The sequence below is a fragment of the Hydrogenophaga sp. LT287 genome (assembly GCF_055702805.1).
The window spans coordinates 23,465-39,297 of record NZ_JBVPZC010000014.1 but is presented as its reverse complement, the minus strand read 5'-3'; the positions used below and the strand labels follow the sequence as shown (position 1 = coordinate 39,297).

The following is a 15,833-nucleotide window of genomic DNA, read 5'->3' as shown; positions in this document are numbered from 1 at the left end:
GGGTTCAGGCCTGTAGAAACAGACCGCCCCAAGGCTCGAAATGGACCGTGCCGGCGTCCAGCCGTGCGCCGGCCAGGCCACTGCCGGCCAGGGTGGCGGCACCAGCCCATGGCGACGGCAGCGCCAGGCTGGCGGCCTGGTCGCTGAAATTGAACACGCACAGCAGGCGCTGCGGGCCTTTTTCGCGCACGATGCCTAGCACCTGCGGGTGCAGCGGCAGCAGAGCCATGCTGCCGTGCAGCAGGGCCGGTTGTTGGCGGCGCCAGTGCAGCAGCTGGGTGAAATAGCTCAGCAGGCTGTCAGCCCGCCCGGCTTGTTGGTCCACCGCCAGCGCGGTGTGGGTCGCGGCCACCGGCAGCCAGGGCTTGGCGCCGGTGGTGAAACCGGCGTGGGGTGCGTCGGCCACCCAGGGCATGGGCGTGCGGCAGCCGTCGCGCCCTTTGAACTCGGGCCACATGGTGATGCCGTAGGGGTCTTGCAGGTCTTCAAAGGCCAGCTGCGCTTCGGGCAGGCCCAGCTCTTCGCCCTGGTACAGGCAAACCGTGCCCCGCAGGCTGGCCTGAAAGGCCGCGGCCAGACGCAGCAGCTGCGGGTTGGGCGGCGTGCCACCCCAGCGCGAGGCCGAGCGCTCGCAGTCGTGGTTGGACAGTGCCCAACACGGCCAGCCGTCGCCCACCACGGTGTTGAAACGCTCCAGCGTGCCGTGCAAAAACGCGGTGCTGTGCTGCTCGCCCAGCAAGTCAAAGCAATACGCCATGTGCAGCTTGTCGCCGCCAGCGGTGTATTCGGCCACGCGGGCCAGGCCGTCGTCGTCGCCAATTTCACCCACCATGGTGGTGTCGGGGTACTGGTCAAGCAGGGCGCGCAGGCGCTGCATGAACGCCAGGTTTTCCGGGCGACTCTTGTCGTACACGTGCCACTGCCAACCGTAGGGGTTGAAAGGGTTCACCGCCGGGTCGGGCTTGTCCGGGTCGGGGGCGCCACGGCCGGGGTTGCTGCGCAATTCGGCATCGTGAAAGTAGAAGTTGGCGGTGTCCAGGCGGTAGCCGTCCACCCCCAGGTCGAGCCAGAACTTCACCGAGTCCAGCAGTGCGTCCTGCACCTGCGGGTTGTGGAAGTTCAGGTCGGGCTGGCTGGTCAGGAAGTTGTGCAGGTAGTACTGGCAGCGGCGCGTGTCCCACTGCCAGGCACTGCCGCCAAAGATGGACAGCCAGTTGTTGGGCGGTGTGCCGTCGTCTTGGGCGTTGGCCCACACATACCAGTCGGCCTTGGGGTTGTGGCGGGTGGCGCGGCTCTCGGCAAACCAGGGGTGCTGGTCGCTGGTGTGCGAAAGCACCTGGTCGATCATGACCTTCAGGCCCAGGTCGTGAGCGCGTTGCACCAGCACCTTGAAGTCGTCCAGCGTGCCAAACATCGGGTCCACGTCGCAGTAGTCGCTGACGTCGTAACCGAAGTCCTTCATGGGGCTCTTGAAGAAGGGCGAGAGCCAGACGCCGTCGGCACCGAGCGCGGCAATGTGTTCCAGCCGCTGGGTGATGCCGGGCAGGTCGCCAATGCCGTCGCCGTTGCTGTCCTGGTAAGAGCGCGGGTAGATCTGGTAGATCACGCCGCCGCGCCACCAGCCGTTGTTGGGTGCTTTTGGTGTCATGGTGTAGGGGTCTTGGGGGTTGGATTCAAAAGGGATATGCAGTATTTGGGCCATTGTGCTCAGGCAGCGCTCAGCCCTTGACCGCGCCTGCCGTGAGGCCCGAGACGATCTTTTTCTGGAACGCCAGCACCAAACCGAGCAAGGGAATGGTCACCAGTACCGAGGCAGCCATGATGTTGCCCCAGGGTATGTCGTATTTGCTGGCGCCCGAAATCAGCGAGATGGACACCGGCACCGTGCGCTCGTTGTTGTCCAGCACAAAGGTAAGGGCAAACAAAAACTCGTTCCAGGCCGCAATGAACGCCAGCAGGCCGGTGGACACCAGGGCGGGCCACAGCAGCGGCATGAACACGTCCCAGATGATGCGGCCGGGGCCGCAGCCGTCCATGATGGCGGCCTCTTCCAGTTCTTTGGGTAGCTGCTTCATGAAGGTGGTGAGCACCCACACGGTAAACGGCAGGGTGAAGATCATGTAAGGCAGCACCAGGCCAATGGCTTTGTTGTAAAGACCCAGAAAACGGATCAGCTCAAACATGCCGGCCAGCACCGCCACCTGCGGAAACATGGACACGGCCAGCACTGCGGTGAGCAGCAGGCCGCGGCCCTTGAAGTTGATGCGGCCCAGCGCGTAAGACGCGGTCACGCCAATGAACAGCGACAGCGAAACCACCAGCACCGAGACCATGATCGAGTTCAGGATGTGGCGGCCGAAGGGCTGTTCGGCCAGGGTGAACAGCGAGATGTAGTTGTCCAGCGTCACCGTGTTGGGCCAGAGCGTCGATTCAAACAGCGCCGAGCCGGTTTTGAGCGAGGTGGACACCGCGTAAATGAACGGGAACACCGAAATGATCACCACCACCGTGGCGGCGAAATTGAGCGCCACGCGCCAGTACCAAGCGGATTTCATGATCAGTCCTCTCCAAGTTTCATGCGGCTCAGCTTGATGGCTGCAACCGTGCACAGGCCAATGATGAGGAACAGCGCGGTGGACGCGGCCGAGCCGTAGCCCATGTAGCCGTTGTCGATCATTTCGCGCCGCACAAAGCCGGACATGGAAATGGTGCTGTTGTTGTTGGAGGTCAGCACATAGATCAGGTCGAACACGCGCAGGGCGTCGAGCAGGCGAAAAATCACGGCCACCATCAGCGCCGGCTTGATCAGCGGCAGGGTCACCTTCCAGAACACGCGCAGCGGGTGCACACCATCGACCTCGGCGGCCTCGTAGCAGTCTTTGGGCAGGGTTTGAAGCGCGGCCAAAATCAGCAGCGCCATGAACGGTGTGGTCTTCCACACGTCCACCGCCACCACGGTCCACAGCGCGTACTCGGGCTGGGCGGTCCACGCGATCTTGTCGGTGATGATGCTGGCGTCCACCAGCCACTGGTTGATCACGCCAAACTGGTCGTGCAGCATCCAGCCCCACATTTTGGCGGACACAATCGTGGGGATGGCCCAGGGCACCAGCACGGCGGTGCGCACAAAGGTGCGGCCCTTGAAGTTCTGGTTCAGCAGCATCGCCACACCCAGGCCCATCAGGGTTTCGAGCGTGACCGATACGACGGAAAACTTCAGCGTGTTCAGAATGGCAACGCCCCAGTCGCTGGCAAAAAAGCCGTCGGTGTTGTTGGGGTTGGCGAACAGCCCGTATTCGCCAAAGTAGTTTTCAAATCCGACAAATTTCGTGACCGACAGGTCGTTGATATTGGCGTCGGTGAAGCTGAACCAGATGGTGCGACCCAGCGGCCACAGGGCCACCAGCACGAGCACCAGCAGCATGGGGGCCATGAAGGTCCAGGCGGTGCGTGTCTTGTTGTTCATGATCGGTGTGTCTCCGGTTCAGACCGAGGAATGGGGCCCGGGGCGGCAAGCCCCGGGCCCTGCGAAACCCGGGGGGCAGATCACCACTTGCCGCGCTTGACCTGGTTCAGGCGGCCTTCCAGGCGCTTGAGGCTGTCTTCGGCCGTGGACTTGCCCGACAGCACGTCGTGCGTGGCGTTCCAGAGCGCCGAGCTGACCTCGGGGTATTTCGCGCCGGTGGCGGTGGCAGGGCGCGGCACGGCGCTGGTGAACACGCTGTAGAGGCTGCCAAAGAAGGGGTTGGCGGCCAACACGTCTTTGTCCTGGTACAGGGCGGCAATGGTCGGGTTGTACGAGCCCTTGATGGCGCGCATTTTCTGCACCTCGGGGCTGGTCATGTACATCACCAGATCGGCCGCTGCCGCCTGGTTTTTGGAGTATTTGCTCACCGCGAGCTGCCAGCCACCCAGGGTGGCGGCGTTCTGGCCATTGGCACCGCCCTTGGGCAAGGCCGAGACACCGATCTTGCCGGAGATCTTGGAGTCCTTGGCATTGCCCAGCGACCAGGCGTAAGGCCAGTTGCGCATGAAGGCGGCGTTGCCGTTTTGGAACACGCCGCGGGCTTCTTCCTCGGCGTAGTTCAGCACGCCCTGGGGCGCGATGGTGCCGATCCAGGACGCAGCGGTCTTGAGCGCGGCCACGGCATTGGGGTTGTTGACGGTGACCTCGCCCTTGGCGTTGACGATGTTGCCGCCGCCGAAGCTGTGAATCCATTCCACCGCATTGCAGGAAAGACCTTCGTAGGCCTTGGCCTGAAACACAAACCCCTGGAAATCGCGGTTGCCGGCGGCGCGCTCGCCGTCCTGGATTTTCTTGGCTGTAGCGGCCATTTCGTCCCAGGTGGTGGGCGGCTTGGCACCGTATTTTTCAACCAGGTCCTTGCGGTAGAACAGCAGGCCGGCGTCGGTGAACCAGGGCATGGCCAGCAGTTTGCCGTCCACGGTGTTGTTGGCGACGATGGCTGGGAAGTGTTCCTTCTCGATGCCTTTGCTGTAGGGCTTCAGGTCCAGCAGGTGGTCTTTGATCACGCCGGGCCACACCACGTCCACGTTGATCACGTCCAGGTCGGACGACTTGGCAGCGAACATCTGGCGAAACAGCGCCAGGATGTCGGTGGTGCTGTTGGGGATGGTGAACAGCTTGACTTCGTGGCCGGTTTTCTTGGCCCACTCGGACGTGGTTTGCTTGCAGAACTCGAAGTCCTGGCCCACCGATCCGCAAGAGATGGTGATGGTGGCGGCGTTGGCGCCCGCGATCCACAGCGGGGCGCTCAGTGCCAGGGCGGCCGCCTTGGCCATCAGGGCGGTTGGGTTTGGTTTCATTCGTTTGCCTCTTGGGTGTTGGTTGGTCCGATGAACTGCCAAGCGTCTGTTGCTCAGGGTGGGGCAGTGCATGAATTGGATCATTGGTGCAAACGATTGCATGATGGGGTTTTCACCTACCCAGGTGAACGTAACGCGAACGAAATTTCGTAACGGGCCTTTTGCACGCCAGCCGCGGCTGTGTGCGCGGACGGGTTTGGCGCCAGCTTTTAGCGGCTGCTTTCGCGCTCGATCAGCTCGGTGGGCAGCACCACGTTGCGTCGCGGCTGGCCGGCGATGGCCTCAAACAGCAGGTCCACCAGGGCGCGCCCGGCCAGGGCGTAGGGCTGGCGCACCGAACTCAGCGAGGGGTGCATGTGTTCGGCCAGCGCAATGTCGTCGTAGCCCACCAGCTTCACCTGCGTGGGCACGGCAATGCCGCGCTCGCTCAGGGCGCCCAGGATGGACACCGCGCACACATCGCTGCTGGCAAAAATGGCGTCGAACTCCAGTTGCTGGTCAAGCCATTGGTCGATCACGGCCCGGATGCGAGAGTCGCTGAACAAAAAAGACTGGTGCAACCGGGGGTCGGGGGTGAGTCCGGCCTCTTGCAGGGCCTTCAGATAGCCCTGGTAACGCAGTCCGGCCTCGGGGTGGTTCACGTCGCCAAAAAACGCAATGTGGCGGCAGCCGCGCTCAATCAGGTGGCGCGTGGCCAGATACCCGCCCTGCAGGTTGTCGCTGCCCACCGTGGGGTACATGGCGTCGGGCAGGTTGGCGCCCCACACCGCCATGGGCACATCCATTTTGGCCAGCTGGTTCAGGCGTTCGTGCCAGGTGAGCTGGCCAATCACCACCAGCCCGGCCACCTGCCCGCTGTCGACAATGGCAGCGAGCTGCTGGGGGGCGCCTTCTTTCATGCGCGAGAGCAACAGGCTCATGCCGCGCTCGTCCAGGGCATCGGCCACCGTGCCCACCACGCTCAGCAAAAAGGGGTCGGAAATGGCCTGCATGCTGTCACCCAGAATCACCACGCCAATCGACTGCACGTCGCGCTTGCGCAGGTTGGCGGCCCCCACGTTGACACGGTAATTCAGCGAGCGCGCCAGCTCGGTGATGCGGGTGCGCGTGGCCTCTGGAATCAGGGAGCTGCCACTGAGTGCGCGCGAAACCGTAGACGTGGACACGCCTGCCAGGCGTGCAATGTCGGTCATCTGCATCCGGCGGCGGCCCTCTGCGGGGGCCGCTGCGCTTTTGTCGGTGGGTGGTGTTGCGGATTGAACGGGTTTTGTGCGCTGCATCGCACCATTATTCCACCCGGTAAAGACCACTGTGTTGAGCCGGCAGGGGCTGAGCGACGGGCCGCAAAAAAGCCCGGTACCTTGCGATACCGGGCAACATGAAAAACCTTGAAGAAACGGTGGGGGCACCCTGTTTCAGGGGATGCCCCGCCTGATCAAACCGATCAGAAAGCGTAGTTGATGCGCACGCGGGCAGCCGTCTGGCCCTTGGTACCCGTGCCGCCCTTGGCGAAGCTGATGGCCGGGGTGATGCTGGCACCCTTCACGCCCATCAATGGCAGCGTGTAGGCCGCGTAAACGGTGGTGGCTTTCGCAGCGGCGGTGTCGCCTTTGCCGTACACGAGGCCCACGCCGGCCGCGCCGATGATGGCGTTCACGCCGAAGGACTTGTCGTCTTCCTTCTTGGCGAAGTTCACGTTGACGTTGGTGTCTTTGTTCAGCTGGTAGCCAGCCGACAGGCCCAGGCCGGTTTCAGAGCTGTTTGTAGTACCCGCCTCTTTGACGGATTCCAGACCAGCACGCAGCGTCAGTGGACCGCTGGTGTACATGACGGCCGGGCGAAAGCCTTTGCTCTGACCTGAAACGTCATCGGCGGTGCCCAATACGCCATCGGCACCGGCAGTGGGACCTTCCTTGCTGAAAACCAAGCCCAGTTCCACCCGCAGGCCAGGCGCTGCATTCAGGCCCAGGGCGCCATGGAACACGTCGCTGCCCTTGCGGCCGCGCAGGGCATTGGCCTGGTAGGGGGTGTAGCCCGCGTATTCCACCACGGTGTCTTTGCCCACCGGGAACAGGTCCATGGCTTCAAAGCGGCCCAGCTTCACGTCGGCGGTGGCATTGCCAGCCTGCACCCACAGGTCGTCCATGCCGGTGTCGCCGTCTTTTTTCAGCAGCAGGCTGGCGCGGGCGGCCACAAAAGCGTCGCCGTTGGTGGCCTTGGCACCCACGTTGAATTCCACGCGGCCGCCCAGCGACAGGTCGCTGTCACGTGCGTTGGTGGCAGGGGCGTCGATCTTGTTGGTGTAGGTGGTGTCCAGCTCCAGGTTGGCGTCCAGCGCCAACTGGGCATGGGCGGCAGCGGCTGAGGCACACAGGGCGGCCACAGCGGCCAGTTTGAAGACGTTTTGCATGAGATTTCTCCAATGATGGATTGATTTTGAGGAACCTTCAGGGTGCGTAAGTTTCAAAGCGACTGAAATTCGGCAGCAAGAAAGTGGCGCTATTCGATCATTGGTGCAAACGTTTGCTCTTGGTGTAAACCCTTGAGTTATCGGATGTACCGGTTACGTAACTGAAAATTTGATGCCCATGCAACACACAGGGAAAACCCATATGGTGCAAAGGATTGCAAAGTAATAAAGGTACATCAATGAAATTGATTTAAATGCAGCACCGGACTGCTCAACGCGGCATAGTACGGGCTCTGGCGTGAGGGGGTGCGGCACGTCCAAGACGTCGCTGCGCCGTTGCGGTGCACGGGGTCGCAGGAGTGCCGGCGCCTGCCGCGTTGACCGGATCAGTTGCAGCCGGTGGCGCTCAGCCGCAGCTGGCGCTGGGCCCGCGCGGCGGCCGCTTCGGAGTGCGTGACCAGCACCAGGGCAGCGCCGGTTTGCTTGGCCTGTTGCTGCAACACATCCATCACCTGCGCGGCGGTGGTGGGGTCTAGGTTGCCGGTGGGCTCGTCGGCCAGCAGCAGGCTCGGGCGGTGCACCAGCGCGCGGGCAATGGCCACGCGCTGCAACTGGCCGCCAGACAACTGCGCCGGCAGGCGCTCACCCAGCTCGCCCAGGCCCACGGCGTGCAGCATGTGCTCCACGCGGGCTGGGTCGGGCCGCTTCAGCAGCAGCAGTGGCAGGCCCACGTTTTGGGCCACATCCAGGTGCGGTAGCACATGAAAGGCCTGAAACACAAAGCCCAGCTTCTCGCGCCGCCAGTGGGCGCGCTGGGTTTCGTTCAGCGCACCCAGGTCCACGCCGTCGTGGGTGATGGTGCCGCTGCTCCAGTCGTCCAGCGCCGCCATGCAGTTGAGCAGGCTGGACTTGCCCACACCCGACTCACCCACGATGGCCACGAATTCCCCGGGCGCCACCTGCAGGTTCACATGGCTGAACACCGGCGTGCTGCCGTAGCGCTTGCTCAGATCGCAAATGTTCAGGCTCACTGGTGTACCTTCGCCCTGCGGGCTGTAATGCGAGCTGGCCTGGGAACGGCCCGGCTCTGCGCTCATGCGGGTGGCCCCAGCAGCGCTTCGGTGTGCCGCAGCACCTGGGCCAGCGCGTCGGGTGCGTCGCAGGCAACCGCTACACGCTCGGGCATGGCGCGCAGCCAGGTGATCTGGCGCTTGGCCAGCTGGCGGGTGGCAAAAATACCGCGGTCGCGCAGGTTGGCCAGCTGGGCCGCGTGGGGTGTGTCGCCCGCAGCGTCCAGCGCTTCCCAGGCCTGGCGGTAGCCCACGCAGCGCATCGAAGGCAGGTCGGGGTGCAGGTCGCCCCGGGCGCGCAGCTGGCGCACTTCGTTCAGGAAGCCGGCCGCCAGCATGGCGTCAAAGCGCTGGGCAATGCGCGCGTGCAGCCAGGTGCGGTCGAGCGGCTCCAGCGAGAGCAGCGCGCCGGGTGCAATCGGGTTGGGGTGGGTGGCGGTCTGGCGGGTCTGGAGCGCTGAGATGGGTTGCCCTGAGACCTCAAACACCTCCAGGGCGCGTTGGATGCGTTGCGAGTCGTTGGGCGAGAGCCGCGCCGCGGTGGGGGCGTCCACCCGCGCCAGTTCGGCGTGCAGCGCGGGCCAGCCCAGCGCGCGGGCGCGGGCTTCGATGCGCTCGCGCACGGCGGCGTCGGCGCGGGGCATGTCGTCCATGCCTTGCATGAGCGCCTTGAAATACAGCATGGTGCCGCCCACCAGCAGCGGGGTGCGCCCACGGGCGCGAATGTCGACCATGAGGCGGGTTGCGTCGGCCACGAATTCGGCAGCGCTGTAGGCCTGCAGCGGGTCGCGTATGTCGATCAGGTGGTGCGGTGCTTGCGCCAGCTCGGCGGGCGTGGGCTTGGCGGTGCCAATGTCCATGCCGCGGTACACCAGCGCCGAGTCGACGCTGATGATCTCCACCGGCCAGCGCTGGGCAATGGCGAGCGACGCCGCACTTTTGCCGCTGGCCGTGGGGCCTGCGAGGGCGATGCACGCTGGCCGCGCTTCGTGTGTGGCCATCATGGGGTGGATTCCGCGGTCATTCGAGCCGCCGGTGTGGGCACCTCGCCGTGGCGCTGCACCAGCGTCCAGGCGGTGGCAGCAATCAGCACGCTCCAGAACCAGATGCCGTTGGTGAGCGGCAGCACGCTACCGCTGCCCTCGCCAATGGCGGCCAAACTTTTACCCAGCCAGCCGCCCATGAAAAAGGCCGCCACCATCATCAGAAAACCGCTCAGCGCCGAAGCCGCGCCCGCCGCCTGCGGGAACGGGCTCACCGCACCGCTCTGGCCGCAGGGCTGGTGCACGCCGTGGCCCATCATGAACAGGTAAAACGGCACCATGATGGCCCACAGGTTTTGAACCCCCATGAGCGCCATGACCCCCATGGCAGTGCCGCCGGTGAGCGTGAAAAGGCCGGCAATGGCCACGGTTCGGCGCACGCCAAAGCGCAGCAGCAGGCGCCGGCAGGCCAGGGTGCCCACGATGTAGCTGAGCGACATCGACATCATCACCAGGCCGTAGCTGGTTTTGCTCAGCCCCAGCACCTGGATGAACACAAACGACGACGCGGCCAGGAAGGTGAACAGGCCGCCGTAAGACGTGGTGGCCAGCAGCGCAAACGCAATAAAAGTGGGGTGCCGTGCAATCTGCGCCCAGGTGCGCAGCAGCGTCAGCGGCTTCAAGGCGCGTGGGTTTTTCTGTTGCAGGGTTTCTTCAAAGCGCCACACCAGCAGCGCCAGCGTGAGCGCGCCAAACACAGCCAGCGCCAGCAGCGCGGTGCGCCAGCCAAACAGGTCGGACAGCAGGCCGCCCAGCGGCGCACTGGCGCAGGCGATCACGCCCAGCCCAGTGAGCCCTTTGGACATGATGCGGGCGCCCTCGGTGGGGGCGTACAGGTCGCGCACGATGGCCCGCGCGCACATGACACCTGCGCCCATGGCCATGCCTTGCAGCGCACGCCAGGCAATCAGGTGTTCCATGGACGGCGAAAAGCTGCTGCCGATGGACGCCACCACAAACGCGCCCATGCCCAGCAACAAAATGGGGCGGCGACCAAAGCGATCAGACAGCGGGCCCCACACCAGCTGCGACAGGCCAAACGACAGCAGCAGGGAGGTGAGCGTGAGCTGGGCTTGCGCCATCGGCGCGCCAAATCCGGCGGTCAGGGCGGGCAGGGCCGGCAGGTACAGGTCGGTGGCAATGGGCTGCAGACCCAGCAGCAGTGAGAGCACCAGCACGATCAGGCCGGGCGACATAGAAGAGAGCTTGGAAGGCATCGGTCGAGGGTAGCAGAAGCGCCCGGGCCGACGGGTTGCCGAAGCGCCGGCCCCAACGCATGAAACGGTCCAACCCAGGGCACCGCCGGGCCGGCTTTGTCGGATGGCCAGTGCCACCCTTTTGGTGTGACGCGAAGCGGCGCGCGGGGAGTGTTCTATTCCAGTCCAAACAGCTCAGCCAGCGCCACCCGGTACTGCGCCTGCCCCACCGAGTTGGTGTTGTGGTGCGAGCCACCTTCCACCAGCACAAACGCCTTGCGCCCGGTGGCTGCTTCATACAGGCGGCGCCCCAGCTCGGGGTTGATCAGGCGGTCTTGCCCGCCGTGCACCACCAGCAGCGGCGAGCCAATGTCGGGCACCCGTTTCACCGCTTCAAAGCGCTGGGTGATCAGCGGCGACACCGGCAGCCAGCCCCATTTGAAGGTGCTCACCACATCGGGGATGGAGGTGAACGTGCCTTCGACCAGGGTGCCCGCTTCGTCGCTCACCTGCGCGGCCAGTTCAATGGCGATGGCGCCGCCCAGCGAATGGCCAAAAATGTAGCGCGGGCGCCCGGGGTATTGCTGGCCCAGCCAGTCCCAGGCGGCACGCGCGTCTTCGGCGGCCAGGGTTTCAGAGGGCAGCTCGTTGGTGCTCTTGCCAAAGCCCCGGTAGTCCACCCCCAGCACCGAAAACCCCAGCTCTTGCATGCGCCGCATGCGAAAGGCCGAGCCGGTGACGTTCCAGCGCGCGCCGTGCAGGTAGAGCAACACGGGCGCGTCGGCCTGGGCATCGAAGTTTTCGTGCGGCACCCACAGGCCGTGCAATTTCACCGGCTGGCCGGTTTCTTCGGACTGGAAGTCGATCCACACATCGGCCATGCCCGCTGCGGCTTCGGCGCCGCGCGACCAGCTTCGGTCGGACGGCTGAAAGATCCACTCGCGCTGGCGCTCGTCCAGCGTGGCACAGCCGGCGAGCAGACCCAGGGCAACGATGGCGGCAAGGAACAGGCGTTTCATGGGGAGGGTGGAGGTGCTCAGGCGGGGGAAAATTCAGGGCAGAATGGCCTTTTGGGCTTTCCAACACACATTCCATGATGACCGATACCGTCTTTACCCGCATCGTCCGCCGAGAAATCCCCGCCGCCATCGTGTTTGAAGACGAGCAGGTCATCGCCTTCATGGACGCTGGCCAGGTCAACCCGGGCCATGTGTTGGTGGCCACCAAGCGCCAGGTTGAAACGGTGATGGAGCTGAGCGAGGCCGAGGCCGGGCACCTGTTTGCCATCGCCACCCGGGTGGCCAAAGCCGTGCAGGCCGCGTTTCAGCCCACCGGCATGACGCTGCTGCAAACCAACAAACCCGACGGCTGGCAAACCGTGCCCCATGTGCACGTGCACGTGTTGCCCCGCAACGCCAACGACGGCGTGGGCCTGGAATGGCCCCGCAAAGACCCGCCGCTGGCGGAGCTGCAGGCGCTGGCGGCGCGCATCCAGCTTTGAAGTACGCCACTTCGGCTGGAGCCTGAAACCTGTCCGGAGTGCAGTGTTCCCTCACAGGGCACCGCCGGGCTGGCTTTGCCAGACGGCCAGTGCCGCCCCCTTGGGGGGTGACGCGAAGCGGCGGGGGGGGAAGCCAGTATTTCCGGCGTGAAGTGCCCCACCCAGGGCACCGCCGGGCTGGCTTTGCCAGACGGCCAGTGCCGCCCCCTTGGGGGGTGACGCGCCCCCAGACGCGGCGCGGGGGGATCGTTAGATAACGCCTTGCGCCAGCATGGCGTCGGCCACCTTGACGAAGCCAGCGATGTTGGCGCCGTCGATGTAGCTCACCGAGCCGTCGGCGCGGGTGCCGTGCTTCAGGCAGGCGGCGTGAATGCCTTGCATGATCTGCAGCAGTCGGGCGTCCACTTCTTCGCGTGGCCATGACAGGCGCAGCGCGTTCTGGCTCATTTCCAGGCCCGAGGTGGCCACGCCACCGGCGTTGCTGGCTTTGCCCGGTGCGTACAACACACCCGCTGCTTCAAACGCCTTGGCCGCTTCAATGGTGGACGGCATGTTGGCACCTTCGGCCACGCAGATCACGCCGTTTTTGATCAGCAGCGCAGCGTCGGCCGCGTTCAGTTCGTTCTGCGTGGCGCAGGGCAAGGCCACGTCCACCGGCACATGCCATGGCGTCACGCCGGCTTCAAACTTCACACCGGTGCGGGCGGCGTAATCGCCCACGCGGCCGTACAGGTGGTTTTTCACGTCCATCAAGATCGCCAGCTTTTCGGGCGTGAAGCCGTCTTCGTCCACGATGGTGCCGCTGGAGTCGGACACGGTGATGACCTTGGCGCCCAGCGCCATGGCTTTTTCCACCGCGTACTGTGCAACGTTGCCCGAGCCCGACACGCTCACGCGCAGGCCGTCAAACGAGCGGCCCTTGGCCTTGAGCATTTCGTCGGCGAAATACACCGTGCCGTAGCCCGTGGCTTCGGGGCGGATCAGCGAGCCGCCAAAGCTCATGCCCTTGCCGGTGAACACACAGTCGGCGCGGTTGCTCAGTTTTTTGTACATGCCGGCCATGTAGCCCACTTCGCGGCCACCCACGCCAATGTCGCCCGCGGGCACATCGGTGTCGGCGCCCACATGGCGGAACAGTTCGCTCACAAACGCCTGGCAGAAGCGCATCACTTCGGCCGGGCTCTTGCCTTTGGGGTCGAAGTCGGAGCCGCCTTTGCCGCCGCCCATGGGCAGGGTGGTGAGGGCGTTTTTGAAGGTCTGTTCAAACGCCAGAAACTTCAACACCGACAGGTTGACCGAGGGGTGAAAGCGCAGGCCGCCCTTGTACGGGCCAATGGCCATGCTGTGCTGGATGCGGTAGCCCTTGTTGACCTGCACGTCGCCGTGGTCGTTGACCCACGAGACGCGGAACATGACCACGCGCTCGGGCTCGACCAAGCGGTCCAGCAGCCCTTGCTCGGCGTATTTGGGATGGGCCGCAATGAAGGGCCACAGGCTTTCCATCACTTCCGTGACGGCTTGCAGGAATTCGGGTTGGCCGGGGTTGCGCTGCTCAACGTGGGCGAGGAAATCGTGAACCGATGCGTACTTCATAGTGTCGTGCTCCAAATAAGTGCATGACATTATGCAAAACTGGCATTTCGCCAAGTAAAACGCTCGCGAATGGTGCGAAAGACTTGCTTATGGTGCGTGAAGTGGGTGGGTAAACCCGGGTGTTGCCATGGTTTGGTGCGGTTTCAGCGCCCGCGCAAAAACAGCGCGTCCAGTTCCTTCATGCCCACCTGGCGCCAAGTCGGGCGCCCGTGGTTGCATTGGTCTGAGCGCTCGGTGGTTTCCATCTGGCGCAGCAGGGCGTTCATTTCGTCCAGCGTGAGGCGGCGGTTGGCGCGCACCGCGCCGTGGCAGGCCATGGTGGCCAGCAGCTCGTTGCGGGCGCGTTGCACCACGGTGCTCGCTTCGTGCTGGGCCAGCTCGGCCAGCACGCTGCGCGCCAGTTCCACCGGGTCGCCTTGCGCCAGCGTGGTGGGCACGGCGCGCACCGCCAGTGTTTTGGGTGAAAACGGCACCACCTCCAGGCCCAGCATGGCCAGCACCACGCCGCTGTCTTCGGCGGTGGCCACTTCTTGTGGCGTGGCGGCAAAGGTGGCCGGTATCAGCAGCGGCTGGCTGGCCAGTTGCTCGTCGTCCAGTTGCTGCTTCAGGCGCTCGTAAACGATGCGCTCGTGTGCAGCGTGCATGTCCACCACCACCAAGCCTTGCGTGTTTTCGGCCAATATGTAAACGCCCTGCAACTGCGCAATGGCGCGCCCGAGCGGCCATTCGCCAGCGGGCAGGGCTTGCGGTGTGGCGGGTGCCGGGGTGCCAGCGGTTGCGCTTGGCGTGAATGCCGTGTCCACGGTGCCTCGGGTGGCATCGGCCCCGTAGGCCGCAACCGCGCCTGGCGGGGCTGAGGCGGCCCAAGTACCGGCAGGGTTGGCGCCCCACAGCGCGCCGAGATCGCTCACGCGGTGACCCACCTCGGGTTCGCGGTGCTGCCAGGCCAGGGCTTGCTGGTCTCGGGGCGGCTGCCAGGCAGCTTGCTCACCGGCGGGTGCGGCTGGGGCCGCATGGCCCGTTGCGGCCACTGCGCCAGCCGATGAGCGCGGTGCGGCCAGGGCCGACTCCACCGCACGGCGCACGCCTTGGTGCACCTCGCGGCTATCGCGAAAACGCACCTCAATCTTGGTCGGGTGCACGTTCACGTCCACCCGGGTCGGGTCGAGCGACACAAACAGCGCATACACCGGCTGGCGGTGTCCGTGCAGCACGTCCTCATAAGCGCTGCGGGCGGCGTGGGTGATCACCTTGTCGCGCACATAGCGGCCGTTCACATAGGCAAACTGCCAGTCGCTGCGCGAGCGGGCCGCGTCGGGCACGCCGGCAAACCCCCACACGCGCAGGCGCTGCGGCATGTCGCCGTCTCCGTCGTCGGGCTCGGCGGGCAGGTCCAGCGGCCAGTCCACCGGCACGGCTTGTTCTACAAAATCTTCGCCCAGCACATCGGCCAGGCGCTGGCGCAGGGCGCCGGTGCCGCCACCGTCCACCGCGCGCCACTGCGCCACCAGCTTGCCGTCGTGCCAGATGGCAAAGCCCACCTCGGGGTGGGCCAGCGCGTTGCGGCGCACCGCCTCCACACAGTGGGCCAACTCGGTGGCGTCGGTTTTCAGAAACTTGCGCCGGGCGGGCGTGGCGAAAAACAGCTCGCGCACCTCCACCGTGGTGCCTACATTGCGGGCCGTGGGTTGCAGTTCACCGCTGCGCCCGTCCAGCAGCCAGCCGTGGGGTTCGTCGGCGGTGTCCACCCGGGTCAGCAACGACACTTCGGCAATCGAGCAAATGGCGGCCAGCGCCTCACCCCGAAAACCCATGGTGCCCACCGACTCCAGGTCGGCCAGGCTGGCAATTTTGCTGGTGGCGTGGCGCTTGAGCGCGGTGGGCAGTTCGCTGCGCAAAATGCCGCAACCGTTGTCTTCCACGCTGATCAGCCGTACGCCGCCGGCCTGCAGCCGCACGGTGATCTGGGTGGCACCGGCGTCGAGCGCGTTGTCCAGCAACTCGCGCACCACCGAAGCGGGGCGTTCCACCACCTCGCCCGCAGCAATCTGGCTGATGAGTTCGTCGGGCAATTCCCGTATGGGGCGGCGTGGGGGCGTGGTCATGCGCGGAATTGTAGGTTTAGCGCCTGTGACCTTTGCCCCCACCGGCTGTTTCGGCCGCTGCAGGCCAGAACCCCTGCAGCCCCATAAT

Annotated in this window: 13 protein-coding genes; 1 reads left to right on the top strand and 12 read right to left on the bottom strand. The window is 65.0% G+C overall.

What is annotated here, in order from left to right; all coding sequences use genetic code 11:
- Nucleotides 1–4: 4 nt before the first annotated feature.
- The 10 genes from AC0GNR_RS11985 to AC0GNR_RS11940 form a co-directional block, all read right to left on the bottom strand.
- The gene (locus tag AC0GNR_RS11985; protein WP_472901182.1) at nt 5–1,648 is read right to left on the bottom strand and encodes an alpha-glucosidase family protein; all 1,644 of its coding nucleotides are present in this window, start codon (nt 1,646–1,648) and stop codon (nt 5–7) included.
- 70 nt (nt 1,649–1,718) lie between these two features.
- Nucleotides 1,719–2,555: a carbohydrate ABC transporter permease gene (locus tag AC0GNR_RS11980; RefSeq protein WP_472901181.1), complete on the bottom strand. Its 837-nt coding sequence runs from the start codon at nt 2,553–2,555 to the stop codon at nt 1,719–1,721.
- A gap of 2 nt (nt 2,556–2,557) precedes the next feature.
- Nucleotides 2,558–3,466 carry a carbohydrate ABC transporter permease gene (locus AC0GNR_RS11975; RefSeq protein WP_472901180.1) on the bottom strand — a complete coding sequence of 303 codons (909 nt, stop codon included), beginning with the start codon at nt 3,464–3,466 and terminating at the stop codon, nt 2,558–2,560.
- An 80-nt stretch (nt 3,467–3,546) separates the two neighbouring features.
- The gene (locus AC0GNR_RS11970) at nt 3,547–4,827 is read right to left on the bottom strand and encodes an ABC transporter substrate-binding protein (RefSeq protein WP_472901179.1); all 1,281 of its coding nucleotides are present in this window, start codon (nt 4,825–4,827) and stop codon (nt 3,547–3,549) included.
- 209 nt (nt 4,828–5,036) lie between these two features.
- Nucleotides 5,037–6,020, bottom strand: coding sequence for a LacI family DNA-binding transcriptional regulator (locus AC0GNR_RS11965; protein WP_472901178.1), 984 nt, complete (start codon nt 6,018–6,020; stop codon nt 5,037–5,039).
- A gap of 251 nt (nt 6,021–6,271) precedes the next feature.
- Nucleotides 6,272–7,237 (bottom strand): carbohydrate porin, encoded by a 966-nt coding sequence (locus AC0GNR_RS11960; protein ID WP_472901177.1) that lies wholly within the window; start codon nt 7,235–7,237, stop codon nt 6,272–6,274.
- A 386-nt stretch (nt 7,238–7,623) separates the two neighbouring features.
- Nucleotides 7,624–8,334, bottom strand: a complete 711-nt coding sequence (locus AC0GNR_RS11955) for an ABC transporter ATP-binding protein (protein ID WP_472901176.1) — start codon at nt 8,332–8,334, stop codon at nt 7,624–7,626.
- A complete protein-coding gene (miaA, locus tag AC0GNR_RS11950; RefSeq protein WP_472901175.1) occupies nt 8,331–9,311 on the bottom strand; it encodes a tRNA (adenosine(37)-N6)-dimethylallyltransferase MiaA in 981 nt (326 codons plus the stop codon). The genes AC0GNR_RS11955 and miaA overlap by 4 nt, the downstream gene beginning before the upstream one ends.
- On the bottom strand, nt 9,308–10,567 hold the full coding sequence (locus tag AC0GNR_RS11945; RefSeq protein ID WP_472901174.1) for a multidrug effflux MFS transporter: 1,260 nt from the start codon (nt 10,565–10,567) through the stop codon (nt 9,308–9,310). Before AC0GNR_RS11945 ends, miaA begins: the two co-directional genes overlap by 4 nt.
- Nucleotides 10,568–10,722: 155 nt before the next feature.
- A complete protein-coding gene (locus tag AC0GNR_RS11940) occupies nt 10,723–11,565 on the bottom strand; it encodes an alpha/beta hydrolase (RefSeq protein ID WP_472901173.1) in 843 nt (280 codons plus the stop codon).
- 74 nt (nt 11,566–11,639) lie between these two features.
- On the opposite strand from AC0GNR_RS11940, the gene AC0GNR_RS11935 reads away from it, so the two are divergent.
- Complete coding sequence (locus tag AC0GNR_RS11935) at nt 11,640–12,047, top strand: HIT family protein (protein ID WP_472901172.1); 408 nt, start codon at nt 11,640–11,642, stop codon at nt 12,045–12,047.
- Nucleotides 12,048–12,296: 249 nt separating this feature from the next.
- Here AC0GNR_RS11935 and gdhA read toward each other — a convergent pair whose 3' ends face one another.
- Together gdhA and mutL are read right to left on the bottom strand one after the other, a co-directional pair.
- Nucleotides 12,297–13,640 (bottom strand): NADP-specific glutamate dehydrogenase, encoded by a 1,344-nt coding sequence (gdhA, locus tag AC0GNR_RS11930; RefSeq protein WP_472901171.1) that lies wholly within the window; start codon nt 13,638–13,640, stop codon nt 12,297–12,299.
- 143 nt (nt 13,641–13,783) lie between these two features.
- Nucleotides 13,784–15,745 (bottom strand): DNA mismatch repair endonuclease MutL, encoded by a 1,962-nt coding sequence (gene mutL / locus AC0GNR_RS11925; protein ID WP_472901170.1) that lies wholly within the window; start codon nt 15,743–15,745, stop codon nt 13,784–13,786.
- Between the last annotated feature and the right edge of the window lie 88 nt (nt 15,746–15,833).

Bases quoted from the DNA above. Each gene is read 5' to 3' on its own strand.
- AC0GNR_RS11955 (WP_472901176.1), bottom strand. From the start codon at position 8,334: ATGAGCGCAGAGCCGGGCCGTTCCCAGGCCAGCTCGCATTACAGCCCG.
- AC0GNR_RS11935 (WP_472901172.1), top strand. From the start codon at position 11,640: ATGATGACCGATACCGTCTTTACCCGCATCGTCCGCCGAGAAATCCCC.
- gdhA (WP_472901171.1), bottom strand. From the start codon at position 13,640: ATGAAGTACGCATCGGTTCACGATTTCCTCGCCCACGTTGAGCAGCGC.
- AC0GNR_RS11975 (WP_472901180.1), bottom strand. From the start codon at position 3,466: ATGAACAACAAGACACGCACCGCCTGGACCTTCATGGCCCCCATGCTG.
- miaA (WP_472901175.1), bottom strand. From the start codon at position 9,311: ATGATGGCCACACACGAAGCGCGGCCAGCGTGCATCGCCCTCGCAGGC.
- AC0GNR_RS11965 (WP_472901178.1), bottom strand. From the start codon at position 6,020: ATGACCGACATTGCACGCCTGGCAGGCGTGTCCACGTCTACGGTTTCG.
- AC0GNR_RS11960 (WP_472901177.1), bottom strand. From the start codon at position 7,237: ATGCAAAACGTCTTCAAACTGGCCGCTGTGGCCGCCCTGTGTGCCTCA.
- AC0GNR_RS11945 (WP_472901174.1), bottom strand. From the start codon at position 10,567: ATGCCTTCCAAGCTCTCTTCTATGTCGCCCGGCCTGATCGTGCTGGTG.
- AC0GNR_RS11985 (WP_472901182.1), bottom strand. From the start codon at position 1,648: ATGACACCAAAAGCACCCAACAACGGCTGGTGGCGCGGCGGCGTGATC.
- AC0GNR_RS11980 (WP_472901181.1), bottom strand. From the start codon at position 2,555: ATGAAATCCGCTTGGTACTGGCGCGTGGCGCTCAATTTCGCCGCCACG.
- AC0GNR_RS11940 (WP_472901173.1), bottom strand. From the start codon at position 11,565: ATGAAACGCCTGTTCCTTGCCGCCATCGTTGCCCTGGGTCTGCTCGCC.
- AC0GNR_RS11970 (WP_472901179.1), bottom strand. From the start codon at position 4,827: ATGAAACCAAACCCAACCGCCCTGATGGCCAAGGCGGCCGCCCTGGCA.
- mutL (WP_472901170.1), bottom strand. From the start codon at position 15,745: ATGACCACGCCCCCACGCCGCCCCATACGGGAATTGCCCGACGAACTC.